This is a genomic window from Candidatus Moranella endobia PCIT (assembly GCF_000219175.1).
Lineage (GTDB): Bacteria > Pseudomonadota > Gammaproteobacteria > Enterobacterales > Enterobacteriaceae > Moranella > Moranella endobia.
On record NC_015735.1, the window covers coordinates 160,931 to 185,072 of the forward strand.

19 protein-coding genes, 2 tRNA genes and 3 pseudogenes are annotated in these 24,142 nt (G+C 42.8%); 7 read left to right on the forward strand and 17 right to left on the reverse strand.

Annotated elements, in window-relative coordinates; translation table 11 throughout:
- Nucleotides 1-186: 186 nt before the first annotated feature.
- Complete coding sequence (gene rnhA, locus MEPCIT_RS00690; RefSeq protein ID WP_013975544.1) at nucleotides 187-678, reverse strand: ribonuclease HI; 492 nt, start codon at nucleotides 676-678, stop codon at nucleotides 187-189.
- 57 nt (nucleotides 679-735) lie between these two features.
- Here rnhA and dnaQ point away from each other — a divergent pair, with 57 nt between their 5' ends.
- The 5 genes from dnaQ (at nucleotide 736) to lipA (ending at nucleotide 5,148) form a co-directional block, all read left to right on the forward strand.
- Nucleotides 736-1,476: a DNA polymerase III subunit epsilon gene (dnaQ, locus tag MEPCIT_RS00695; protein ID WP_013975545.1), complete on the forward strand. Its 741-nt coding sequence runs from the start codon at nucleotides 736-738 to the stop codon at nucleotides 1,474-1,476.
- A 27-nt stretch (nucleotides 1,477-1,503) separates the two neighbouring features.
- Nucleotides 1,504-2,172 (forward strand): uracil-DNA glycosylase, encoded by a 669-nt coding sequence (gene ung, locus MEPCIT_RS00700; RefSeq protein WP_013975546.1) that lies wholly within the window; start codon nucleotides 1,504-1,506, stop codon nucleotides 2,170-2,172.
- 145 nt (nucleotides 2,173-2,317) lie between these two features.
- A complete protein-coding gene (gene accD, locus MEPCIT_RS00705; protein ID WP_013975547.1) occupies nucleotides 2,318-3,181 on the forward strand; it encodes an acetyl-CoA carboxylase, carboxyltransferase subunit beta in 864 nt (287 codons plus the stop codon).
- Nucleotides 3,182-3,369: 188 nt separating this feature from the next.
- Nucleotides 3,370-4,035 carry a lipoyl(octanoyl) transferase LipB gene (gene lipB, locus MEPCIT_RS00710; RefSeq protein WP_013975548.1) on the forward strand — a complete coding sequence of 222 codons (666 nt, stop codon included), beginning with the start codon at nucleotides 3,370-3,372 and terminating at the stop codon, nucleotides 4,033-4,035.
- Between the two features lie 165 nt (nucleotides 4,036-4,200).
- On the forward strand, nucleotides 4,201-5,148 hold the full coding sequence (gene lipA / locus MEPCIT_RS00715) for a lipoyl synthase (RefSeq protein ID WP_013975549.1): 948 nt from the start codon (nucleotides 4,201-4,203) through the stop codon (nucleotides 5,146-5,148).
- A gap of 146 nt (nucleotides 5,149-5,294) precedes the next feature.
- On the opposite strand, the gene MEPCIT_RS00720 is transcribed toward lipA, so the two are convergent.
- From MEPCIT_RS00720 to ribH, 4 genes are all read right to left on the reverse strand, one after another.
- Nucleotides 5,295-5,371 (reverse strand) — tRNA-Arg (locus MEPCIT_RS00720).
- Nucleotides 5,372-5,390: 19 nt separating this feature from the next.
- Nucleotides 5,391-5,482 (reverse strand) — tRNA-Ser (locus tag MEPCIT_RS00725).
- A 248-nt stretch (nucleotides 5,483-5,730) separates the two neighbouring features.
- A complete protein-coding gene (gene nusB / locus MEPCIT_RS00730) occupies nucleotides 5,731-6,153 on the reverse strand; it encodes a transcription antitermination factor NusB (protein WP_013975550.1) in 423 nt (140 codons plus the stop codon).
- Between the two features lie 18 nt (nucleotides 6,154-6,171).
- Nucleotides 6,172-6,642, reverse strand: coding sequence for a 6,7-dimethyl-8-ribityllumazine synthase (gene ribH, locus MEPCIT_RS00735; protein WP_013975551.1), 471 nt, complete (start codon nucleotides 6,640-6,642; stop codon nucleotides 6,172-6,174).
- 913 nt (nucleotides 6,643-7,555) lie between these two features.
- On the opposite strand from ribH, the pseudogene MEPCIT_RS00740 reads away from it, so the two are divergent.
- A pseudogene (locus MEPCIT_RS00740) lies at nucleotides 7,556-7,939 on the forward strand (peptidoglycan DD-metalloendopeptidase family protein); the annotation flags it as partial.
- Nucleotides 7,940-8,040: 101 nt separating this feature from the next.
- Here MEPCIT_RS00740 and mutS read toward each other — a convergent pair.
- From mutS to rluC, 9 genes and pseudogenes are all read right to left on the reverse strand, one after another.
- Nucleotides 8,041-10,593 (reverse strand): DNA mismatch repair protein MutS, encoded by a 2,553-nt coding sequence (mutS, locus tag MEPCIT_RS00745; RefSeq protein ID WP_013975553.1) that lies wholly within the window; start codon nucleotides 10,591-10,593, stop codon nucleotides 8,041-8,043.
- A 25-nt stretch (nucleotides 10,594-10,618) separates the two neighbouring features.
- Nucleotides 10,619-11,407, reverse strand: coding sequence for a metal-dependent hydrolase (locus MEPCIT_RS00750; protein ID WP_013975554.1), 789 nt, complete (start codon nucleotides 11,405-11,407; stop codon nucleotides 10,619-10,621).
- A gap of 14 nt (nucleotides 11,408-11,421) precedes the next feature.
- On the reverse strand, nucleotides 11,422-12,420 hold the full coding sequence (locus MEPCIT_RS00755) for a DNA polymerase III subunit delta' C-terminal domain-containing protein (protein ID WP_013975555.1): 999 nt from the start codon (nucleotides 12,418-12,420) through the stop codon (nucleotides 11,422-11,424).
- Nucleotides 12,421-13,101: 681 nt separating this feature from the next.
- Nucleotides 13,102-13,338, reverse strand: coding sequence for an acyl carrier protein (gene acpP, locus MEPCIT_RS00760; RefSeq protein WP_015580563.1), 237 nt, complete (start codon nucleotides 13,336-13,338; stop codon nucleotides 13,102-13,104).
- Nucleotides 13,339-13,562: 224 nt separating this feature from the next.
- Nucleotides 13,563-14,297, reverse strand: coding sequence for a 3-oxoacyl-ACP reductase FabG (fabG, locus tag MEPCIT_RS00765; protein WP_013975557.1), 735 nt, complete (start codon nucleotides 14,295-14,297; stop codon nucleotides 13,563-13,565).
- A 5-nt stretch (nucleotides 14,298-14,302) separates the two neighbouring features.
- A complete protein-coding gene (gene fabD, locus MEPCIT_RS00770; RefSeq protein ID WP_013975558.1) occupies nucleotides 14,303-15,247 on the reverse strand; it encodes an ACP S-malonyltransferase in 945 nt (314 codons plus the stop codon).
- Nucleotides 15,248-15,270: 23 nt separating this feature from the next.
- A pseudogene (locus MEPCIT_RS02395) lies at nucleotides 15,271-15,809 on the reverse strand (3-oxoacyl-[acyl-carrier-protein] synthase III C-terminal domain-containing protein); the annotation flags it as partial.
- Nucleotides 15,810-16,239: 430 nt separating this feature from the next.
- Complete coding sequence (gene rpmF, locus MEPCIT_RS00780) at nucleotides 16,240-16,410, reverse strand: 50S ribosomal protein L32 (RefSeq protein ID WP_013975559.1); 171 nt, start codon at nucleotides 16,408-16,410, stop codon at nucleotides 16,240-16,242.
- 467 nt (nucleotides 16,411-16,877) lie between these two features.
- The gene (rluC, locus tag MEPCIT_RS00785) at nucleotides 16,878-17,846 is read right to left on the reverse strand and encodes a 23S rRNA pseudouridine(955/2504/2580) synthase RluC (protein ID WP_013975560.1); all 969 of its coding nucleotides are present in this window, start codon (nucleotides 17,844-17,846) and stop codon (nucleotides 16,878-16,880) included.
- Nucleotides 17,847-18,332: 486 nt separating this feature from the next.
- Between rluC and rne the strand changes: the two are divergent.
- Nucleotides 18,333-20,855, forward strand: a pseudogene (gene rne / locus MEPCIT_RS00790) (ribonuclease E); the annotation flags it as partial.
- A 256-nt stretch (nucleotides 20,856-21,111) separates the two neighbouring features.
- Here rne and MEPCIT_RS00795 read toward each other — a convergent pair.
- Genes MEPCIT_RS00795 through manX form a run of 3 tightly spaced genes read right to left on the reverse strand, consistent with a single transcriptional unit; the run spans nucleotide 21,112 to nucleotide 23,767 of the window.
- Nucleotides 21,112-21,966, reverse strand: coding sequence for a PTS mannose transporter subunit IID (locus MEPCIT_RS00795; protein ID WP_013975562.1), 855 nt, complete (start codon nucleotides 21,964-21,966; stop codon nucleotides 21,112-21,114).
- An 18-nt stretch (nucleotides 21,967-21,984) separates the two neighbouring features.
- A complete protein-coding gene (locus MEPCIT_RS00800) occupies nucleotides 21,985-22,785 on the reverse strand; it encodes a PTS mannose/fructose/sorbose transporter subunit IIC (RefSeq protein ID WP_013975563.1) in 801 nt (266 codons plus the stop codon).
- 13 nt (nucleotides 22,786-22,798) lie between these two features.
- Nucleotides 22,799-23,767: a PTS mannose transporter subunit IIAB gene (gene manX / locus MEPCIT_RS00805; RefSeq protein ID WP_013975564.1), complete on the reverse strand. Its 969-nt coding sequence runs from the start codon at nucleotides 23,765-23,767 to the stop codon at nucleotides 22,799-22,801.
- Nucleotides 23,768-24,142 lie beyond the last annotated feature (375 nt).

The window sequence follows — 24,142 nt, forward strand, 5'->3', positions numbered from 1 at the left end:
AGTTAGAGCGCTAGACCATAGCGCTGAGCTAATCGGCGCAAATAATATTATACTTGAAACAGTAGGTTTTCATCAACCGCGATTAGCTGGCTAGTAAACTATCACAGACGATACCGTAGAAACTCAAAAAAGGTATCGTAATGAATAATGTAATAAACATTAACACCACATATCTGCGAGTAATCGTCAATCTGTCTGGTAGTCTCTCGTGTGCAATTTAACACAATAGCCGATGTCATCATAATTAGGATAACCGGCGGCAATATGCGCCAGTTCATCACAGCGTTCATTTTCTGGATGCCCAGCATGACCCTTTACCCAATCCCAGCGTAAAGTATGAAGCTGAATTGCCATGTCTAGCCGTTGCCATAAATCGATGTTTTTAACTGGTTTTTTTTCAGCAGTTTTCCAGCCTAGTTGTTTCCAAGTATGAATCCATTGTGTAATTCCTTGGCGAAGGTACTGACTGTCAGTGCTGAGTACGACCTGGCAAGCTTCTGTCAGCTCTTCCAGCGCGGCGATGGCCGCCATCAACTCCATACGATTATTGGTAGTCCGGTGATAACCTGCGCTAAAAGTTTTTTCATACTGTTTATAACGCAAAATGTAGCCATAGCCACCTGGACCAGGATTGCCCAGGCACGAACCATCGGTAAAAATTTTAATTGGTTTGCACATATCTGTTAAACTTAATCCTAGTAAAAGCTGAAATTTTTCATAAACCACAAGTATAATATGAGCACTGAAGTTACACGACAGATTATTCTGGATACTGAAACAACTGGTATGAACAAGGTTGGTACCCACTACCAAGGACACCGAATAATCGAAATCGGGGCGGTAGAGGTCATTAATCGTCGCCTAACCGGTCGGAACTTCCACGTCTATCTTAAACCTGACCGTCTGGTAGACCCAGAAGCTTTTCAGGTACACGGTATAAGCAATGACTTTCTAGTGGATAAACCAACCTTTGCTGCAGTGGCGGATGAATTTTTGCAGTTTATTCGCGGAAGCGAACTAGTAATTCATAACGCTCCTTTCGATATTGGTTTTATGGATTATGAATTTGCGATGCTTAAGCTAGGCATCGCAAAAACTGAAACCTTTTGCAAGGTAACGGATAGCTTGCGACTGGCGCGTAAAATGTTTCCTGGTAAGCGTAATAGTCTAGACGCACTGTGTGAACGCTATATGATCGATAAAAGTAAGCGTATCTTACACAGCGCTTTATTAGACGCAAAAATTCTGGCAGATATTTTCTTACTGATGACCGGCGGCCAGACCACCATGCGCTTTGCGATAGAAGAAGAGGAATGGAACATTAATGGGGGTAAAATCAAACTCCAACAGCAGGTACAGCAGCCAAAAACTGCGCTAAAGATAATTTATGCTAGCAATGAAGAAGTATCGTCTCATGAGCAACGGTTAGATCTTGTACAGCAACAGGGTGGTAAATGTTTATGGCGAGAACCATAATTATTTTATATTGGCAAGACCAATCAAATGCTTACCTGGCGTGACACTCTAAAGCAAGAAAAACAGCTGCCTTACTTTCAGGAAACATTGGCCTTTGTCGCCAGAAAAAGAGCAGCAGCAGTGACCATATATCCACCAGATAAGGAGGTATTTCATGCTTTTCGTTTAACTGAATTATCCGCTGTAAAAGTTGTTATTATCGGCCAGGATCCATATCATGGACCCAATCAGGCCCATGGTCTGTCTTTTTCCGTCAAACCTGGTGTACCCGTACCACCATCGCTCTTAAATATATACAAAGAGCTGACTAATGACATTACCAGTTTTGTCATACCCAACCATGGCTGTCTGCAAAGCTGGGCGCAACAAGGTGTGTTGCTACTCAATACTGTACTAACAGTCGAAGCTGGGCAAGCTTATTCCCACGCCCGGCTTGGTTGGAAAATGTTTACAGATAAGGTTATTAAGGTACTTAATATGCACCGTGAAGGGATCATATTTTTGCTGTGGGGATCCCATGCCCAGCAAACAGGCCTAATTATCGACCCCCAACGCCACTATGTGCTTAAAGCACCGCACCCATCGCCTATGTCGGCGTCTAGCGGCTTTTTCGGTTGCCACCATTTCTCGCAGGCAAATAACCTGCTGGTACAACAAGGCAAAAAGCCTATTGACTGGACACCGCAATTACCGTAATGGTAGATAAAATCAAGAGCTAGCTGTCACAAAATGTGAATAATAAAGCCAAATTTTTCAATCACTTTTCTGTACATTATGGTCAATCTAATCGATAATATTACCTTGGTAACAAGCAAAAGATAAAATTGACGAAAGGTTATCGATGAGCTGGATTGACAAAATGATTCATAAAAGCAATCTCACTCCGGTGCGTCGGGTAAATATTCCAGATGGTGTATGGACCAAGTGTGATAGTTGTTGCCAGATGTTGTACCGAGCGGAGTTAGAGAGTAATCTTGAGGTATGTCCCAAATGCGATCACCATATGCGTATAACCGCGCGCGCGCGCCTGTATGCTTTCCTAGATAAAGGAAGTGAATATGAACTTGGCACAAAGTTTGAGCCAAAAGATATATTAAACTTCCAGGACTTGCAAAAGTATAAGGATCGACTAGTGGTGGCTCAAAACGTAACCAAAGAGAAAGACGCACTGGTAGTGATGAAAGGAACACTTTATAGCATACCGGTAGTAGCAGCGTCCTTTGAATTTGCCTTTCTCGGAGGATCGATGTCTTCAGCAGTTGGTGCACGCTTTGTGCGCGCGGTAGAGCAAGCGATAGCTGACCAATGTCCGCTCGTTTGCTTTTCCGCCAGCGGAGGTGCTCGTTTGCAGGAATCGCTGTTGTCGCTGATGCAAATGGCTAAGACTAGCACTGCGCTGGCTAGGCTGCGCGCGCAGCGGTTACCCTATGTTTCTGTATTGACTAATCCTACCATGGGGGGCGTTTTGGCCAGTTTAGCCATGCTTGGTGATGTAAATGTTGCCGAACCGAAAGCAATGATTGGTTTTGCTGGTCCACGTGTAATTGCACAGACAATACGTGAAAAACTGCCTACAGGCTTTCAGCGTAGCGAATTTTTGTTAGAAAAAGGCATCATCGATCTAATATTACGGCGCCCTGATATACGTCATCGTATTGCACGTCTGTTGGCTAAGCTTACCACCCGTAGGCAGCCACCCGATTAATCTCCCTAAAAATTAGGGTATCTTTGAACCAATCGTCTATAAAGAGCAAATTTTTAACACAGCAGTGCAGTGGCTTAAATGTATAATCTACCGGCATAATTATGCTCACCAAACTGAATGTCTGGCTAGAATTCACGTGCCAGTATAACGATCACAATATAGTGCGGTAACCGTAACAGAGGCTAATAGTGTTAAATAATATTGGTCTTGTTATCCGCCAGCTAGATCTACAACCTTATGAGCGAGTAGCACTGGCGATGCATAGCTTTACCGATAAGCGCCATGCCGCCAGCGATGACGAAATCTGGCTAGTGCAGCATCCGCAGGTTTTTACTAACGGCCAGGCCGGTAATAACGCGCCGGCGCTACAGACTAGTTCTATACCAATGATTAAAACTGACCGCGGGGGAAAATTGACTTTCCATGGTCCAGGACAACAGATAATATATATTCTGTTAGATCTGCGCCGCCGCCGGCTTGGTGTGCGTGACTTGGTTACCTTGCTGGAAAGCATGATCATTGCCACCCTAGCCAACTTCTCTATTTCGGCTCACGCCCGTGCTAATGCGCCCGGCGTATACGTAGGTGCAGATAAAATCTGTTCGATTGGTTTACGTATCTACAAAGGCTGTTCCTTACACGGATTAGCTTTAAATGTGGCAATGGATCTATCACCTTTTTTGCTTATCAGCCCCTGTGGTTATGCCGGCTTGCGGATGACGCAAGTAAAAGATCTATCCCCCGGCACGGGTATTGACGATGTAATACCAGTATTATTAGCTAAATGTCGGCAGCAACTAGAAACCACTGCCAGCGAGATACAGGACTGGGATCCGTTACAATACGGTGTCTAAACAACGGGTGCATGTTCTATACATGCTGGCCACCCATGCCATGATGCGAATTTTTTCGATGCATACACTGTAATAACATGTAATAATATCCATTATCATATATAATAATAAGTTAAGTATTTAAGTATTAAATAATCTACAGTATTGTGAGAGTAAACGAGATAAATGGAACGTAGTTTTAAAGACTATGACGCTGCTAAAATAGCTACTATTCCTATCAGGACAGACGCAGCAGAACATCAGGAAATATTCAGTAAGCCCCCATGGATGAAAATTCGACTGCCAGTCGACTCTAGTCGTATTAAAGGTATCCAGGCCATGATGCGTAAACATGGCCTGCATTCAGTGTGCGAAGAAGCATCATGCCCAAACCTAGCGGAATGTTTTAACTACGGCACCGCCACATTTATGATCTTAGGAAACATCTGTACCAGGCGTTGCCCGTTCTGTGATGTCAAGCATGGTCGCCCAGTCACCCCAGATACCAAAGAACCGGAACACCTGGCGCAAGCCATCACTGAAATGAAGCTACGTTACGTCGTGGTAACTTCCGTCGATCGTGATGATCTTCGTGACGGTGGCGCCCAGCATTTTGCTAATTGTATTAGAGCAATCCGCAACCAGAACCCTTCAATTCGTATTGAGATCCTAGTGCCAGACTTTCGTGGCTGTATGGATCGTGCACTCGAGATAATCAATGTCGAACCACCTGATGTCTTTAACCACAATTTGGAAAACGTGCCGCGCCTTTATCGTCAAGTTCGACCCGGTGCCAACTATCATCGGTCGCTTAAGTTACTAGCAAATTTTAAAAACGCTAATCCCAATCTTCAGACTAAGTCAGGTCTGATGATGGGACTTGGAGAAACCACCCATGAAATTATCAATGTAATGCGTGATTTATATCATCATGGCGTGACAATGTTAACACTTGGTCAATACCTGCAGCCGAGCCATAATCACTTACCGGTTAAACGGTATGTAAGCCCGCAGGAATTTAATGATCTCAAACAAGAAGCTCTAGCGATTGGTTTTGTTTATGCCGCCTGCGGGCCTTTCGTGCGCTCTTCCTACCACGCAGATTTACAAGAAACTGGCATTGAAATAAAATAAACTACCGTACTGAATGTTAATTTAAAAACTATACGTTCAGCTGCAGAAAAGCATGTTTCATTTAAGCAAAATTCAAGCAAACGACATAACTTGTCTTTAACGTAGTTAACTTAATTTTTTAAAAGTGTTTTTAAAAGCTTGTTCCATGGTGCACCCGGGAGGATTCGAACCTCCGACCGCTCGGTTCGTAGCCGAGTACTCTATCCAGCTGAGCTACGGATGCATTTATTACAAATTACCAATGGCGGTGAGGGAGGGATTCGAACCCTCGATACAGCTTTTACTGTATACTCCCTTAGCAGGGGAGCGCCTTCAGCCTCTTGGCTACCTCACCGAGGGCGCCACTGTTGGCGAACATCTTACTTTCTTGACTGGATAAGTCAATATTTTTTACTTTTGGAAAGTCATTGCACAATTCACCAGCACAACAAATTAGCCACGGTATTGGTAATTGGTATATTATACTAGAAGATAATAAATCGCTCAAGGACGGTTGTGTAAATTGTGCTTTGGTGTGAACTAGCGCTGGATAACGATTGTACTGATAAATTTGGCTCTGTCTAGATATTTTATATTGGCTAGCTATTTTCTATTGGGACGAATCTTTGGTGCTATTTTGTCTAACACACCATTGATAAATTTATGACTATCTTCTGCACCAAAAGTTTTAGCTAGCTCGATCGCTTCGTTAATGGCTACTTTATACGGTACATCCTGGCACTGGCTTAATTCAAATAGTGCAATACGTAACACGGCATATTCCACGTAGCCAAGCTCTTTCAGCTGACGTGATAAATAAGGAACCATCAGCTTATCCAGTTCTTTGGCATTCATCACTGCTCCGGCATACAGCGCACGGCAATAATCTATATCTACATCCGACATATCCTGCTCAGCCATAAACTGGATTTCTATCTCAGAGAGATCATTATGTGATAATTGCCATGAGTAAAGCACCTGGACGGCACACTCACGAGCACGGCGACGAGCGGTTGGTTTCCACACACCATTCCCCTCCTATACTTAAATTTTGATAGCTTGTAAGACGTTGATCATTTCCAGAGCACTTAGCGCAGCTTCAGCGCCCTTATTACCGACCTTGGTACCGGCACGTTCTATAGCTTGTTCGAGGCTATCTGTAGTAAGCACACCAAAAACAACTGGTAACGTAGTGCGCACAGCAATAGCTGCTAGGCCGGCACTACATTCGCCAGCGACGAAGTCGAAATGTGAGGTATCGCCACGGATAACAGTGCCCAGCGCGACGACAGCGTCATATTTTTTGCTATCTGCAAGCGCACTGACTGCTAACGGTAATTCGTAAGCACCAGGGACCCATACAACTGTGATATTTTTTTCTTTGACCTGGCCGATGCGCGTTAGAGAGTCTACTGCGCCATCCAGCAGATTATCATTGATCAAGTGGTTAAAGCGCGCAACCGCAATAACCACACGCGCATTGGGAGCGGCAATAATACCTGTAATAACATTCATGTTAATCCTTAATTAAGTGATAGTGCTGAAGCTTTTTACGATACGGCCAGATTGAAAATCCTAACACAATACTTAGCACGCTTACTCTAGCAAATGAAAATAATCTGGCACAAAGCATGCCTGCAGAAAAATCCTATCTCACATCAGGTTAAGTAATCAACCAGTTTTCCCCAGAGACTATGTTAATTCTCAGCTTAAGCCTAAGTCTGCCATCCACCACCATGTCACGCTAGCGTGTTTGGGCGGCGCAGTAGTGCAATAGTGAACTATTAGCGTCGACGATCAGCACTAGTCAGTGCAAACTTGTATACCAGAACATCTGATCGTGATTGGTAATTCGACAGTAAGATGCTTATGCTGGAAAATTTTATATAGTAAAATCGTAATAGATATAAAATATCTTGACATGATTACTAGCATTGTTAATCAAATGCTATCATTTAACCAGTTGTCCGCTTTGGCGACAGTCAGTAGTATTAAAGACTTTAAAGTCTAAAGACGTTCAAGTAAATCTACTCCAAAAATGGACAGATATATTATAATATAAGTTAAATTAATTGTAAGTAGTTTTCCTATTAACTATAATAGGAACAGGTAAATAGCTGTAAACAGCTGTGATACGCTATATAGTTTTTACTGGAAAAACTATTGGTATTTAGCGCCAATAAACAACATTAAGAAACATTCCAGCCTGTACGTAGTAGGTCAAATGTTACAAACATTGGTGCCAATTACTTGTAATAATACCACAGATGGAAAATTGATGACTTCTGTGCCTACCTTGATCGTTAATTTCCAGCCATGCAAGAGTGATAATGATCATTTAAGCAGTATAAGCGAAATATCGTTGCGCTCATCGAATAACAATGCGCCGGGGGTAGTATTATCAAGTACCGCAATAGAATTGGGCAGCGTCAGCACCCCAATCAGTGATTGGTATTGGCCGACTGATGGTAAGATTATTAAAAATTTTTCTGCTGCGGAAGTTGGCAACAAAGGTATTGATATTGCTGGTTTTCTAGGTCAAGCTATTTTAGCTACCAGCAATGGTAGAGTAGTTTATGCAGGCAATGCCTGGCGGGGATATGGGAATTTGATTATTATCAAACATAATGATAATTACTTAAGTGCCTACGCTCACAATAATACTATGCTGGTGTGTGAAAAACAAACCGTTAGTTCAGGGCAAAAAATTGCTACCATGGGTAGTACCGGTACTAACACCATTAAGTTATATTTTGAAATTCGTTACAAGAGTAAATCAGTTAACCCACTGTGTTATCTTCCGCAGCGCTAAATTTTGGGAGATTAGATTAATATATAACAAATATATACCGTAGAAAAGTTTAAGCAGTGTAAATACATCGTTACTTCGATAGATAACTACTGAATAGCTATTCATAGCATTTCTTTTAGACGGTAAATCCATTCGAGCGCCTGACGTGGCGATAGATTCTCAGGATCTAGATGTTTTAGCGCATCAATAATAGCCGAAAACGAAACATCCGGCTTATCCTCCGGTATTAGCAGCGCGCACGGTGAGCTGTTCACTATACCTGTAGAGACAGTTTCTAATTCCTGAAGCTTCTGATATGCGCGCTTGATAACCTCACGCGGTACTCCCGCTAGTGCCGCTACTGACAAACCATAACTCTTGCTGGCGGCACCATCTTGCACGCTGTGCATAAATGTGATGGTGTCACTACACTCCACTGCATCAAAATGCACGTTTGCTATGTTTTTTATTTTTTCTGGCATGGTGGTCAATTCGAAATAATGTGTAGCAAATAATGTCATTGACCTAATATGATCAGCCAGATTTTCTGCGCAGGCCCAGGCCAGCGATAGCCCATCGTAGGTAGAGGTGCCGCGGCCAATTTCATCCATTAGCACCAGACTATAACGCGTAGCGTTATGCAGAATATTAGAGGTTTCTGTCATCTCCATCATGAAAGTAGATCGGCCAGAAGCCAGATCGTCAACAGCACCAACACGGGTAAAGATGCGATCTACTACTCCTATGACTGCTTGCTCAGCAGGAACAAAACTGCCAATATAAGCCAACAGCACGATCAGAGCAGTTTGGCGCATATAAGTGCTTTTCCCGCCCATGTTGGGACCTGTAATGATCAGCATTCGCCGTGCATCAGATAACACTAAAGGATTAGAGATAAAAGGTTCGCTCAGCATATGTTCTACAACTGGATGGCGACCGCCGGTAATCTGGATGCCAGACCGAACATCAATCACCGGACAAATATAGTTCAATGTTTCCGCGCGCTCTGCTAGATTACAGAGCACATCCAGCTCTGCCAGCGCTACCGCACTTTGCTGTAGCGCTGGCAGGTGTGGCAAAAGCAGGTCAAATAGCGCATCATACAGTACTTTTTCCAGCGCTATCGCCTTACTTTTAGATATTATTGCTTTGTCTTCGTATTCTTTAAGTTCTGGAATGATGTAGCGCTCGGCGTTTTTCAACGTTTGACGACGTACATAATGGTTTGGCGCTAGATGGCTTTGGCAGCGACTTAGTTGAATGAAATAGCCATGTATTGCGTTGAAACCTACTTGCAGCGTCTCTAAACCAGTTTTTTTCCTTTCTCGACGCTCAAGATGTTCGAGATAATCGGTAGCGCCGACCGCAAAGCTACGCCATTTGTCTAATTCAGCATTGTATCCAGAGGCAATAACGCCGCCATCACGCACTAGCACCGGTGGCGATTCAATAATCGCCCGCGCTAGCAAATTTTGCAAAATGTCGAATTCCCCTATCCGCTCTAACAACAATTGCAAATATTGATTAGACTTAACCTTAAGCATAGTTTTAATGGTTGGCAACTGTGCAAAAGCATGACGCATACGTGCTAAATCGCGCGGCCGCGCCGAACGCAACGCCAGCCGCGCTAGCACCCGCTCCAGATCACCAATCTGACTCAGTAACGGACGTAGTAGATCTAACACGGGATCCTGCAGAGCGCGAATACTTTCCTGACGGTTAGTAAGTATAGTGATATCTCGAGTTGGAATATGTAACCAGCGTTTCAACATCCGGCTACCCATGGGAGTGACCGTGTGGTCTAATACGGCCGCCAGCGTATTTTCGTCGCCCCCCTTGAGATTTTGCGTGAGCTCCAGATTACGTAGCGTTGCTGCATCCATTACAATACGGTCCTGTGGACGCTCTAGTGTGATTGCACGAATGTGCGGTAATGAGGTGCGCTGGGTATCCTTGGCGTATTGTAGTAGACAGCCGGCTGCACACAGAGCCAACTGCGCTCGCTCCATGCCAAAACCGGATAAATCACTGGTACCGAACTGGCGGGTGAGCTGCTGGCGGGCAGTATCAAGCTCAAATTCCCACAGCGGCCGACGCCGCAGACCTCGACGATGTTTGATTAGAGAAAGATCCATATTTTCTGGATATAGCAGCTCTGCTGGATTGGTGCGTTGTAATTCCGCGGCCAGGGCATCTTTGTCTGCTGGTTCCGAAGCTAAAAAACGACCAGAGGTAATATCAAGCGTAGCATAACCAAAGCCCTGTAGCGCCTGCCAAATTGCGGCTAGTAGGTTATCTTGGCGTTCTTGTAGTAGAGCTTCGTCACTCAAAGTACCTGGTGTGACGATACGAACTACACGACGTTCAACTAGCCCTTTAGTGGTAGCGGGATCGCCAATCTGTTCACAAATTGCGGCTGACTCACCCAGCGCCACCAATTTGGCCAGATAATTATCTACCGCATGATAGGGAACTCCTGCCATAGGTATCGCTTCGCCGGCGGAGGTGCCCCGTTTGGCGAGAGATATATCTATCAGCTGAGACGCACGTTTAGCGTCATCGTAAAATAACTCGTAAAAATCTCCCATCCGATAGAACAATAGTATATCTGGATGCTGCGCTTTCAATTTCAGGTACTGCTGCATCATGGGAGTATGTAAATCTAGGTTTTTCATGTCAATGAACGACATATTTAGAGTATTATATCAATAATTGCATGTCTATGTGAAATAGACGGCAAAAATTTTCAGTGGTAGCTGTGGCTAACTGCAGTAACGATAGGCCCTTTAATGTTGCAATACAATCTGCTACATCAAGCACATAAGCTGGTTGGTTTTCTTTGCCCCGATAAGGTACTGGTGCTAAGTAAGGGGAATCGGTTTCCAATAACATTTGGTCTAGAGGCACATAGCGCGCTACCTCTCGTAATCCTTCTGCATTGCCGAAGGTTACAATACCGGAAAAAGATATGTAAAAACCCATATCCAGCAATTTTTTGGCAAGAGCACGGTCTCCTGTGAAGCAGTGAATAACACCACCACATTCGCTAGCTTGCTCCTCACGCAGAATGGTGAGAGTATCTTCATGAGCACGGCGGTTATGTACAATTATCGGCTTATTCAGAGCTCGCCCAACCAGAATATGTTCACGGAAAACCTCCTGCTGCTGCGCTTTTTTATGATGTTGGTAATAATAATCGAGCCCAGTTTCACCAATGGCTACCACACCATCCCCTGCCGCTAAATCGCGCAGTGAAGCTAAATCGTAAGGTTCATCAAGATGGAGAGGATGAAGTCCGCAGGAAAATAGTACATCATCACGGCGACCAATCATTGCTGTCATAGTTTGAAAACCAAGCAATGTAGTACATACCGCCAACATAAGTTTTACGTTACGGGCACGAGCCTTGGACGCAACATCCGCTACATCCAAGTGTAACCGTTGGTAATCTAACTGATCAAGATGGCAATGAGAATCAACTATAAACATAGCGTAACTTTACATCATAGGTAAGCATAGATTTCCGCAGTGCCATACTTCCAATTAAGTAATTGGTTGGTTAGCAATAATTCACGATTCACGCTATTTATCTCCTGTAGCTGGCGAAAAACATGCAGCCAAGTGTTCCACTGAGTGTGTAACAAGCCAGCCGGCCAGCGCTCCGCCAGCATAACTAATAGCTGTGGCTGATCAGTATTAACAATAAATTCTTGCGCGCCATAATGATATTTCAGTGCATCAGCAATAAGGCTGAGTAGCCAATTTATTGGGCCGTAATCTTTTTTATCGCGATTTAGTGCTGGCAACAGCGCCAATAAATCGCCGCTAGCAATAACGTTTTGCAATACCGTGCATAGTTCTAGCCGCTCCTGCCAGCGTGCTGGTTGCAGCAGTGCCTCTGCCGCCAAAGGAGCTGTGCCGCACAGGCGCAGCGCAGTGCGGGCACGCAGTTCATCATGACCTAACTGTTGTAACCATCGCACACTATGCGACTCATTCGGTGTAGACAGCGGCCAATAGAGACATCTACTTCTTAGCGTTAATAATAGGCGTGACGTAGTTTGGCAACTCATAATAAAATATGTATTTGCCGGTGGCTCTTCCAAAATTTGCAAGAGTGCGTTAGCCGCCGGTTCAGTTAGTTCTTCAACATTTGGCAACCATAGCACTTGCACTCCGCCCGGATAATAGACACTACCATACAAGTTATCAATAATATTACGGATACTATCAATACCTATATTATGCTGGTCTTTTCCTAGTACTAGTTGATAATAATTCGGATGATTACCAACGATCATCAGCCTACAGCTATAGCAAACGCGACAACTGTTGTTACCATACGGGTTTCGGCACATGAGCCAGCGCATAAGCGCATAACATAACGACTGCTCGCCGTTGCCAGGTTGGCTATGCAGTAACACAGCATGATGCCCACGCTTCTGCTTATAGCTAGCAATAAGCTGCTGATAGGGGCTAGAGAGCCAGGGATACCATTTCATGGTAACTGAGCCTGCGCACATGCAATTTATTTACAGAGAGTAAATATCGCAGTGCTGCGACGAATGGTTGATTGGCGAATTTCAAATAGAAACATAAGACGGTACGCTGCTGGCAACAGCAGATTCCAAGAATAAATACGCTCGCCAACCGCCATAGAAATCTACTCTATTAGGTAAAATATATCTAGATATAGCATCAGAGATATTAAGGCTTACCCCCCCCGTACCTAACATTTGCTGTTTGTTCATAGTAGTGATATTCCGCAGGTCGATTTCACGTGGTCATTATTATGGCACTTTTACAATGGCTAACCATTATATATTTTATATTCCTTTATATTTTATATCTACCCGCCACCATCAACAACAAAGCGAGCTAAGTTGCCGGTATAAAGTCAGTGTTATGGCGAAATACTGCCGGTTGACTATTGCCGTTTTCAAGCAGTCGGTAACGGCGCAGGTAGCCTAATAAAAGTAACCCAACCTATGCAGCAGCGGCCGCAATAAGTTTTGATCGGCGAAAGACCAGAACAGTAATCTATGTGACTATTTTCTAGCTACAGATAATTTTTGCCATTAAAATTGGGGTAAATATTTGGTTTATAAGTGTGTACTTTTTCCTCTACTGAAAAAGTAGGCGGTCATTTCATTTTGACCGCCTAGCCTAATAATGATGTTCTCTTACTGCTTGCGTGCCTGAATAAAATCAATCGCTGCTTGCACAGTAGTGATTTTCTCAGCTTCGTCGTCCGTAATTTCGGTATCGAACTTTTCTTCTAGCGCCATTACCAACTCCACAGTGTCAAGAGAGTCAGCACCTAGGTCATTAACGAAAGAAGCATGATTGACAATTTTTTCTTTTTTCACTCCCAGTTGTTCAGCTATGACTGACTTAACGCTGTCTTCGATATTTAACAATTTTTCTTGTTTCACTTCCTGTTGTTCAGCTATGACTGACTTAACGCTGTCTTCGATATTATTCATGCTCTTTATTCCTTATTCCTATCACAACTCGCTTACGCGATGGTTTTTTTTGCAGTTAATACATATTAAATAACATGCAACTTAATCCTGTGGCATAACCACTATTATGTGCTATTTTGCGGCGGTTGCTACAAATAATGCAAATTATTTTCTTGCTCTCAAGGCATATACATGCCGCCATTGATATGTATCGTTGCACCAGTAATATATGCTGCCTCTTCAGAAGCAAAAAAAGCGACAGCACTAGCAATATCTTTAGGATCACCAAAACGATTTGCTGGAATCTGGGATAGAATGCCCGCACGGTGTCCATCTGTCAACGCTTCGGTCATATCGGTAGCGATAAATCCTGGCGCAATCACATTAACAGTAATGCCACGCGAAGCAACTTCAAGAGCTAGTGATTTACTAAAACCAATTAAACCAGCCTTAACAGCGGCATAATTTGCCTGTCCAGCATTACCCAGTGAGCCAACAACAGACCCAATTGTAATAATTCTGCCGTAACGATTTTTCATCATGGCACGCATGACCGCTTTAGACATACGGAATACTGACGTCAAATTAGTATTAATAACAGATTGCCATTCATCTTCATTCATGCGCATTAGTATATTATCACGCGTGATACCCACATTATTCACTAATATATCCGCATCACCAAATTCAACGCGCATTTTATCGCAAAAATGCTCGATAGAACCTTGAATATTAAAATTTAATTCCATTCCTTGACCACTATCTCCCAGATAGGCACTGATGCTAGCAGCTCCTGTTTCGCTGGTAGCGGTACCAATAACATTGGCACCACGTGCGGCTAGCGTTTCAGCTATTGCGCGGCCAATACCACGGCTAGCTCCAGTTACCAGCGCAATTTTACCTTCAAAGCTCATCTTTATTAGTAACTCCAATGTGCGTTTTCAATAGCTGCCGCAAGTGAAGCAGGATCGTTCACAGCCGTACCTGACAGGGTACCGACGATGCGTTTGGTCAAACCAGTAAGCACATTACCAGGACCTACTTCTAACAACGCCTCGACGCTATGTGCCGCAAGGTACTCCACAGTTTCAGTCCAGCGCACCGGACTATAAAGCTGACGCACCAGTGCTTGGCGTATAGCTGTTGGATTATACTCAGCACGCACATCAACGTTATTGATTACTGGTAACTGCGGTGCAGCTAATGTTACTAATTCTAACGCCTGAGCCAGTTTTGTTGCAGCTGGTTTCATCAGATCACAATGGGCAGGCACACTAACCGGTAACAGTAAAGCGCGTTTAGCCCCGGCTTTTTTACAGCAAATACCGGCCCGTTCCACTGCTTCCTTATGCCCGGCAATAACAACTTGACCAGGAGAATTAAAATTAACTGGTGCAACCACCTGTCCCTGTGCTGCTCGTTCACAGGCATAAGCTATAGCGTCGATATCTAAACCGATAATAGCTGACATCGCTTCATTTCCAGCTGGTACCGCTTCTTGCATAAGCCTGCCACGCAGAGCAACTAGCTTTATTGCTACTGTGAAATCTAGACTTCCAGCACAAACTAGAGCCGAATATTCTCCCAGACTGTGACCGGCCATAAATGCCGGTTCCCGTCCGCCATGATGTTGCCATAGACGCCATATTGCTACCGATGATGCCAATAAGGCCGGTTGAGTATGCAAAGTCTTATTCAGCTCATCAGCCGGACCGTGCTGCACTAGATGCCATAAATCATATTTAAGAACATTAGAAGCTTCAGCAAACGTTGCTTCGACGATTAAGTGATCCTCTGCTAGCTCTGCTAACATCCCTACTGTCTGGACGCCCTGTCCTGGAAATACCATGGCAAAAACAGTCATTATTATGTGTTCCTTCCTGTATCCTAAAAACGTAATAGTGCTGAACCCCAGGTACAACAGCCGCCAAAAGATTCAAGAAGCACCAGCGATCCTTGATACGGCCATCACGTACCGATTCATCTATCGCCAGCGTCACGGAAGCTGCGGAAGTATTGCCATGTCGATTAATATTGATCAAGACTTTTTCTACCCCCATTCCCAAGCGTAGTGTTTTGTCTACAATATGTGCTAGTTCAGTAACAGCTACCTTGAAAACTTCGCTACCTGAAATCTTCAGGTAAGCCGAATCCACAGGATCCATTCGGTTATGATATGGAAGAGTAAGCAAATCACTATAGCGTCCATCAGCATGCAGATGCGTGGAGATGATACCTGGTGTTGTCGAGCGTACTACCGCACCCGCACCGTCACCGAAAATAATCAACGTACTACGATCGTCGTGGTTTAAGGTGCGGCTTAACGTATCAGAACCAATCACAAATGCGTAGTCTATCGCACAGTGTTTGACATATGTATCCACTACTCAGATGGTATAGACAAAACCGGAGCAGGCAGCAGCTAAGTAGCAACAACAACCATGCTAATTTTTTCTACCTCTATTTCTGCCCTATTCATTATTAGTGGCAAAATATAACAAGCTATTTAAACCGGTTTCTGAGCAAAATTAATATCAGTGCAGTACAATCAATACCGTCAGTCAAATTCGTGAGAAACTACACTCCAGCGCAATGTGCCGCCTGGCGGCAGGTTGATTCTTACTGCAATAAGAAGTAATACTAGAAGATGCCATGTAATTATCCAGTGCTCAACAAAGATTGTTTTGCCAGTCCAGTACCTAGCCGGGATCGCCGATTAGTAACAGTTTAATTTTTAAGAATATTAGAAAAGTACCTGCTGTTATGGCAGCAGGTACCATTACCACACAACGGTACTAAATGCTGCTGCTACAACTCTATATTTAAAAAAAACGGCTCTCTGTCTCACCTGATTAATTACTTGGTGATCATTTTACGACCACAGTAAAAACCATCGGCAGTAATGTGGTGCCGCAAGTGGGTTTCACCAGAAGTTTGGTCAACTGAGAGAGTTAATTTGGTAAGAGCGTCGTGGGAACGACGCATGCCACGTTTGGAACGGGTTGGTTTGTTTTGTTGTACGGCCATGGAATTGACTCCTTTAGGACTTATGGTGGTTATTTTCTACTAAAGCCTATTATTCGTTGCATACTGGACTGGAACTACATTATTAGCCTGTAATAATGTAGTGGTTGTGTAATATAATATGTTGGCGACAAAAAGTTACTTATAAGCACGCCGTGTAGCAGTTAATAACTGCAACGCAAGATAATAATACTACGTTAATATCCTATCACGTGATTTATGCAGTAACAGGCGTTAATTGCTTAGACAAATAAACAACCGTGTAGTACAAGTATTTCTGCGCCGTGTATCAATGGTTTTAGGATCATTTTCCATTTCAAGGCAATATATTTAAACCATTACTATGTATTAGATGAATATCTAATTAACAATAACATGCAATATTCTAGCCAACATGCAACATAGTTACTAATGCCTGGCTTGGGGCTTACATATTGCACCAAGCAAGGGCTGCTAGTTATCAGTATAAATCATGCATGTGGATATTTGTGATAAGCGCGCAGATATAATAGGCATTGACGTAGCGACACATCTAAGGGCGCCTCTATACGTAACGTTTCGCCACTACCAGGATGGTTAAAACACAACGCAACTGCATGTAAAAACAGACGATGCAGGCCGCACCCTTTCAATCGCTGATCAAAATTTATGTCTCCATAACGATCGTCAAACGCAATAGGATGGCCAGCATATTGGGCATGAACACGAATTTGATGAGTGCGCCCAGTAACTGGACTAGCCCGTACCAGCGTGGCTAGAGTAAACCTCTCTTCCACTTTGAAATGTGTTTCAGAAGGTTTACCATCTTTATGTACTCTGACTATGCGCTCACCGCTGGTGATGATATTTTTTAGCAGAGGTGCCGATACCGTTTTGATATTGGACTTCCACTTACTACGCACTAGCGCTAAATAATCTTTTTGTATTCCCTTAGTACGTAATTGCGTATGCAGCGAGCGTAATGCAGAATGTTTCTTAGCAATCAATAGCACCCCTGACGTATCACGATCTAAGCGGTGAACTAATTCTAGAAATAGCGCGTTGGGACGAAGGGCACGTAGACCTTCAATAACACCAAAACTAAGACCGCTACCACCATGCACGGCCGTACCAGCTGGCTTATTCAAGATAAGAAGATAATCGTCTTCATAGAGCACAGCATCATTTAAAGCGGCTACTTTCTCTAATCTAGCTGAAATCAGCGGCTGCTCATTATCAGCAATTTGTACTGGCGGAATACGCAACTCATCATGATTTTGCAGTTTATATTCTGGTTTTACCCTTTTTTTATTTACGCGTACTTCACCTTTTCTAACGATGCGATAAATCATACTTTTAGGCACATTTTTAAGACGCATAATTAAAAAATTATCGATGCGCTGACCTGCTTCTTCCACTGATATGGTTATAAACCGTACACTAAGATTATTTTTTATCATAGGTCAACATGCTAAATATACCTAAAACATAGCGCCAATTATTATTATCTACTGTAATAATGTTGTCACAGATGCTCTTATATTATAAGACCTAAGACTAGGTCTGCAACTGATCATCGACGGCTAAAGTCGGCTTGCTATATGTATGTAAGCAGTGGAATAATATATCTATTTACCAAAATGTTAGCATCTGGGACGTATAATCGAAGATCTTTGGTAATTTATATAGTTTTATTGAGTTAGAAGTCGCCATGGCATAGAACATAATGTCTTATTGGTAGTTAGTTTCGTATTGCATGGCAAAAATTAATCCATGCTTGCTAGCCACCATAAATAATATGGAATGCTATTCCATCTACACAAGTGCTATTTACCACCTCTTATTAGAGGCATAAATAACAACCTTATTAATTGCATTAGTACGCCAATTTACAAGGTAAGCAATACTTAATAAGAATTATTATAAATAAAAATGAGTAAGTGACAATGAAAAGAATGTTAATTAACGCCACTCAACAGGAAGAATTACGTGTTGCTTTGGTAGATGGCCAGCGTCTGTATGATCTTGATATTGAAAGTACGGGACATGAACAGAAAAAAGCCAATATTTACAAAGGTAAAATTACACGAATTGAATCAAGTCTGGAAGCTGCATTTGTGAATTATGGTGCTGAACGCCATGGCTTTCTTCCTCTAAAAGAAATTTCCCAAGAATATTTTCCTCCACAATATTCTGCACACGGTCGACCAAACATCAAAGATGTACTACGTGAAGGTCAGGAAGTCATCGTGCAGGTTGGTAAAGAAGAACGGGGTAATAAGGGAGCAGCACTAACAACCTTTATCAGCTTAGCCGGCAGTTATTTGGTACTTATGCCTAATAATCCGCGCGCACGTGGGATTTCACGCCGCATTGAAGGAGACTCTCGCATAGAGTTAAAAGAGGCACTATCATCATTAACACTTCCAGACGGCATGGGGCTTATTGTCCGCACTGCTGGTATTGGAAAATCAGCCGATGCGCTGCAATGGGATCTTACTTTTCGTTTAAAACACTGGCAGGTAATTAAACAAGCTGCCGAAAAACGCCCAGCTCCATTTTTGATTCACCAGGAGAGTAATGTTATTGCAAGAGCTTTTCGCGATTATTTACGACCTGATATTGGTGAAATACTAATCGACAATCCTAAGGTACTTAACATAGCAAAACAGCATATTGCGGCGCTTGGTCGCCCGGATCTTACCAATAAAATTAAACTTTACAGTGGTGAAATTTCTCTATTTAGCCACTACCAGATTGAATCACAGATTGAATCTGCTTTTCAGCGTGAAGTAAGGTTACCCTCAGGCGGATCAATTGTGATTGATACCACTGAGGCCCTTACTGCAATTGATATTAACTCTGCACGTTCCACCCGTGGCGTTGATATTGAAGAAACCGCTTTTAATACTAACCTAGAAGCTGCCGATGAGATCGCTCGTCAGCTACGCCTACGTGACCTAGGTGGTCTTATTGTAATTGACTTCATTGATATGACTCCTGCATGTCATCAGCGCAAAGTAGAAAATTGCCTACGCGAATTAGTGTGTCAGGATCGTGCTCGGATTCAAATCGGACATATCTCCAATTTTGGTTTATTAGAACTCTCCCGTCAACGCCTGCGTCCATCGCTGGGTGAATCAAGTCATCACGTCTGCCCCCGTTGCAGTGGCACTGGTACCATCCGTGATAACGAATCCCTTTCGCTTGCCATATTACGTCTTATTGAAGAAGAAGCACTGAAAGATAATACCCACGAAGTGCATGCAATAGTGCCAGTTCCTATTGCTTCTTATTTGCTCAATGAAAAACGTGAAGCCGTATCTGCAATAGAGAAACGCCAAGGTGGTGTCAGAGCCATTATCGTCCCGAATGACCAAATGCATACCCCTAATTACATGGTTTTACGTGTGCGTAAGGGCGAAGAAGCGTCTATTTTAAGCTATATGCTACCGCAATTACATGAAGCCGAGATGATACAGACTGCTGAAGATTTTACTTCAGAGCGTAAGCGTGTAGAAAAAACAGCGCAGGCTGAGTTAGTCATGTCCGATCAATCGCTGGTGAATGAGCAGCTGCCATACTCTGCAAATAAAGCCACTAAAGCTAATGCTGTCACTTTGCGGAACGTTGGTAATGCTCGCGGCCTTTTTGACCGTCTGGTTGCTAGCTTACAATCGATTATTGGCATACCCATGCCACAACATCCTGAAAATAGTAACGTCGAAGCGTTAATAGCATCGTCTTCTGCAGAGTCAGCAACTAAGCGTAATAACGAACAGATTCGTGCTGTGCAGAACAGTAGGCAAAATTGCCAAAATATTCGTGATTATAATCGTCAAAAGCGGAATAAGAACTACACCGAGATTGATAATTTTAACGAGATAATTGACAAGAAGCAACATCAAGATCAGCTACAACAAAAACAACAACAAAAGCAACCTGGTAGTGAACCTGGTCAAGAAGATCGCAAACGACGACTCGTGCAGAAAATAGAAGCAATATCAACAAACACCGAGGTCATATCAGACAGTAACTATACTACCAGAGAAGCGGATAAACTGATTTATGACCAACCTCATCATCAGCGTCGTACACTAACCAATCAAATTAGCGTAGTAGATCAGGTAAATATACTTCATGAATCTCAGATATTCGACAATTCGATCAATAATTTGACTGTATTCAATGCGGTCAAAAAACAACATGATGATATCGAAAATTTTAATAATAATAAGAATACGATGCAAGATACGCAAGATATCAGCAATGCAAACAACAGTAGATTTGAAGACAACCAGACTAGCTTGCCACGTCGTTCTCGCCGGTCACCTCGTCATTTACGCGTTAGCGGTCAACGCCGTCGCCGTTATCGTTCCGGACGTTATCTAATTGCCTCACCGGTGGTAACGCTTACAAGTGCCGTAATATCTCCAGAAATAGCCTCGGGTAAAGTATGGGTGAGTTATCTTGAGCAAAAAAAACCGGTGGTAAGAATATAATTGTAACTACCGAGTAGTCACTACCAAATTGCCGACAAGATACTACTGTCAGTTGAACTGATGCGATTGATGAAAATATTCCAACGATAATATGTCACGCTAAGGGAAAATTAGCGTATGCTAATATAGCGTCAATATATATGACGATTACCAATAGATTTTCATGTTAAAATAATCAGCAAACAACCAGGGTAAGCCGCCCCGGTTGTTACTATAACTTAACTTACAATCCTAACAGTCCAAACCAATATCCTGCAATACCTATAATAAAGAAACCAATAATAATCCACAGTGCGTTTACTGTGCGTCGTAGAAGCCACATACAGCCTAAGGTAAGCAGCAATGGCACCAAACCTGGCATCAATTGATCAAGAACTGTTTGGACCGTAGTAACGGTAGTTTGTCCATCAGTGTTAGTAATACGGGAAATAACAACTGGAATATTAACTTGAGTCCATTTATTTACTAACGCTCCCAGAACAAATAGCCCAAGAATAGACGCCCCTTCGGTAATTTTTTTTAGTAAGCCGCCGCAACCAATATCATGAACAATATTCACCCCTTTACGATAGCCGTAAGATATGCCGTAATAACGGGTAATTAGACGAACTAGGTTAAACATAATAAAAAATAACATAGGACCAAGCAAATTGCCGCTTAAGGCGATGCCGGCACCAAGAGCAGCAAATACTGGTCGTACGGTACCCCAGAAAATTGGATCGCCAACCCCTGCTAACGGACCCATTAGACCAACTTTCATACCATTGATGACGGCGTCGTCAATTGATGCACCGTTAGCACGCTGTTCTTCCATGGCTATGGTGACGCCTAAAACCGGCGCTGCAACATAAGGATGAGTATTAAAAAACTCCAGATGACGTTTAAGCGCCTGCTTACGGTCTTCATTATTTTCAGGATAAAGGCGACGAATAACCGGTATCATCGTGAAACAAAAACCTAGCGCCTGCATACGTTCAAAGTTCCAGGATCCTTGAAAAAGATTAGATCGTATAAATACGCTGCGTATATCGCCAGACGTAAGTTTTTTTTGACCTGTAGCGTTAGTAGTATACAACATGTCTCTTACCTATTTTAATTAATCGAGTTCATTATCAATATATTTAGTACTATGCTTCGGTATTGCATCTACTGAGACCCGGTTGTAGTTCGGGCTGAGCTGGATATAGAGTATAGCCATTATTACCCCAATCACACCTATTGCTACTAGATTGACACTAGTGAATGCAGCGGTGACAAAACCTAGGTAAAAAAACGGCATCAAATATCCAGCGCGCATCATATTAATGACCATAGCATAACCGACTACTACAATTATTCCGCCAGAGATATTTAGCCCATTAGTTATAACGTCAGGAATCAATCTAAGCATATTGTGTATAGTGTCAGTACCGACCGATAAGCTGACTATTACTGCAGGAATGGCGATACGCATCGCCTGAAGTATCAGTGCCGAGATGTGGATCAAACTAAGCACCATTAGGTTTCCACGTTCAGCAATACTGTCGGCAATATGCTGAAAAAAAACGGTTATGGTGCGCACAATGATGTTTAATACCTGTCCTGCTGCAGCTATTGGAATCGCCAGAGCGATACCAGCACCGACACTTTGATTACCGGCGATTACTAGAATGGTAGAAATAATTGATGCCAGCGCTGCATCTGGCGCCACCGCTGCACCAATATTCATCCAACCAAGAGCGATCATTTCCAATGTACCACCGATGATGATACCTGTTTTCAGGTCTCCCAGGATCATACCAACCAAAGTACAAGCCACCAACGGACGATGAAACTGAAATTCGTCTAAAATTGATCCCATGCCTGTAATACAGGCAACAACGAATATCATAACAGTTTGACACGTGGTGATTTCCATCATACTTCTCCTATCACTTATCTAGTTTTTTCAATAAATCTCGCAGTTGCAGGGGGTAATCACTGGCAACTTTACGAACTTCAAGCTTAATTCCACGTTCGTTGAGTTTTTTGAACGCCTCAATGTCTTTTGCATCTACCGAAACAGCATTATTAACCTGTTTTTTGCCATGCCGAAAGGCCATACCACCAATATTGACTGATGTAATTACAACGCCACCCTCAACCAGACGCAAGACATCAGTCGGATTGGTAAATAATAACATGACGCGGTCATTTGCATATTTCGGATTATTATAAACACGGATAGCTTTTGCTACATCAACCACATGGGACGTTACTCCCGGAGGTGCCACCTGAGTGAGTAGATTTTTACGTAATGTATTTGCTGCTACTTCGTCGCTTACCACAATTATGCGTGTAATGTTAGTTGCTTTCGTCCAGCAGGTAACAACCTGGCCATGTATCAGACGGTCATCGATACGCGCCAGACTGATGTTCATGTGTACACCGTTGTTAATATGGTTACTGAGATCAGATGCTGCTATGGGAACTGCAGCGGTGACTAGTTCCACCTGTTTCTGTTCTGTAGCTTTCAGCACTTTTACGCCAATACGTCCGGTTTCCACGGCAGTGCAAACCAGGTTTTGAAAGGACTGATTATCATCACGGGCCATAAAAGTTTCAGTAAGCATGGGTATATTCACACCAGTAACCACTTCATAATTATCTTTATCGATAACAATTTGGCTAGCAGCATTAAAAGGGCTACCTCCCCAGGTATCGACTAGAAACAATACACCAGCGGTGGTATCTAGATGTTCTAGACAGGTAGCATATTTTTTTATTAAAGTTTCAGTATTTTCGCCTGGAATGAAATCAATCCAGGCGACATTTTTTTGTGCACCTAAAATCATTTCCGATGTTTTAAGTAATTGCTCGGCCGCTGACCCGTGAGTGCCAATAACAATAGCAATACTCACTGGAACCTCCTATATATTGATAAATGAATTATGCACCTCAAACGAAAGACTTGTTGAGGATTATAACGTTTATACCTTATTTATCACTGTAAATTCAGTATAGTAAATCATGATTTATGAGAGTTTGTAAAAAATAAAAACCAATTATTTGGCTGATAAAATTTGTACAATCTAAGAACAAAGCATAGTTGAGGTGAAGTATGAACAGACCATCACAGGAAACAGTTTTTTTGCTGGGCGGTAATTAATAACGGATAGAGTTAAATTCTCAAAGCAGACGGTTAGCTAGCGTTTAGTAATGGTATCAAACATACCACAGCATCCAAGTCGCATTAGTTTTGAAGTAGTTTTATAAAAGTTTAATAAAATTCTGTT

Coding starts and splice junctions, on each gene's coding strand:
- accD (WP_013975547.1), top strand. CDS start 2,318: ATGAGCTGGATTGACAAAATGATTCATAAAAGCAATCTCACTCCGGTG.
- lipA (WP_013975549.1), top strand. CDS start 4,201: ATGGAACGTAGTTTTAAAGACTATGACGCTGCTAAAATAGCTACTATT.
- rluC (WP_013975560.1), bottom strand. CDS start 17,846: ATGATAAAAAATAATCTTAGTGTACGGTTTATAACCATATCAGTGGAA.
- rnhA (WP_013975544.1), bottom strand. CDS start 678: ATGTGCAAACCAATTAAAATTTTTACCGATGGTTCGTGCCTGGGCAAT.
- MEPCIT_RS00795 (WP_013975562.1), bottom strand. CDS start 21,966: ATGTTGTATACTACTAACGCTACAGGTCAAAAAAAACTTACGTCTGGC.
- MEPCIT_RS00800 (WP_013975563.1), bottom strand. CDS start 22,785: ATGGAAATCACCACGTGTCAAACTGTTATGATATTCGTTGTTGCCTGT.
- ung (WP_013975546.1), top strand. CDS start 1,504: ATGCTTACCTGGCGTGACACTCTAAAGCAAGAAAAACAGCTGCCTTAC.
- dnaQ (WP_013975545.1), top strand. CDS start 736: ATGAGCACTGAAGTTACACGACAGATTATTCTGGATACTGAAACAACT.
- rpmF (WP_013975559.1), bottom strand. CDS start 16,410: ATGGCCGTACAACAAAACAAACCAACCCGTTCCAAACGTGGCATGCGT.
- fabD (WP_013975558.1), bottom strand. CDS start 15,247: ATGACTGTTTTTGCCATGGTATTTCCAGGACAGGGCGTCCAGACAGTA.
- MEPCIT_RS00755 (WP_013975555.1), bottom strand. CDS start 12,420: ATGAAATGGTATCCCTGGCTCTCTAGCCCCTATCAGCAGCTTATTGCT.
- fabG (WP_013975557.1), bottom strand. CDS start 14,297: ATGAGCTTTGAAGGTAAAATTGCGCTGGTAACTGGAGCTAGCCGTGGT.
- ribH (WP_013975551.1), bottom strand. CDS start 6,642: ATGAATGTTATTACAGGTATTATTGCCGCTCCCAATGCGCGTGTGGTT.
- MEPCIT_RS00750 (WP_013975554.1), bottom strand. CDS start 11,407: ATGTTTATAGTTGATTCTCATTGCCATCTTGATCAGTTAGATTACCAA.
- mutS (WP_013975553.1), bottom strand. CDS start 10,593: ATGAAAAACCTAGATTTACATACTCCCATGATGCAGCAGTACCTGAAA.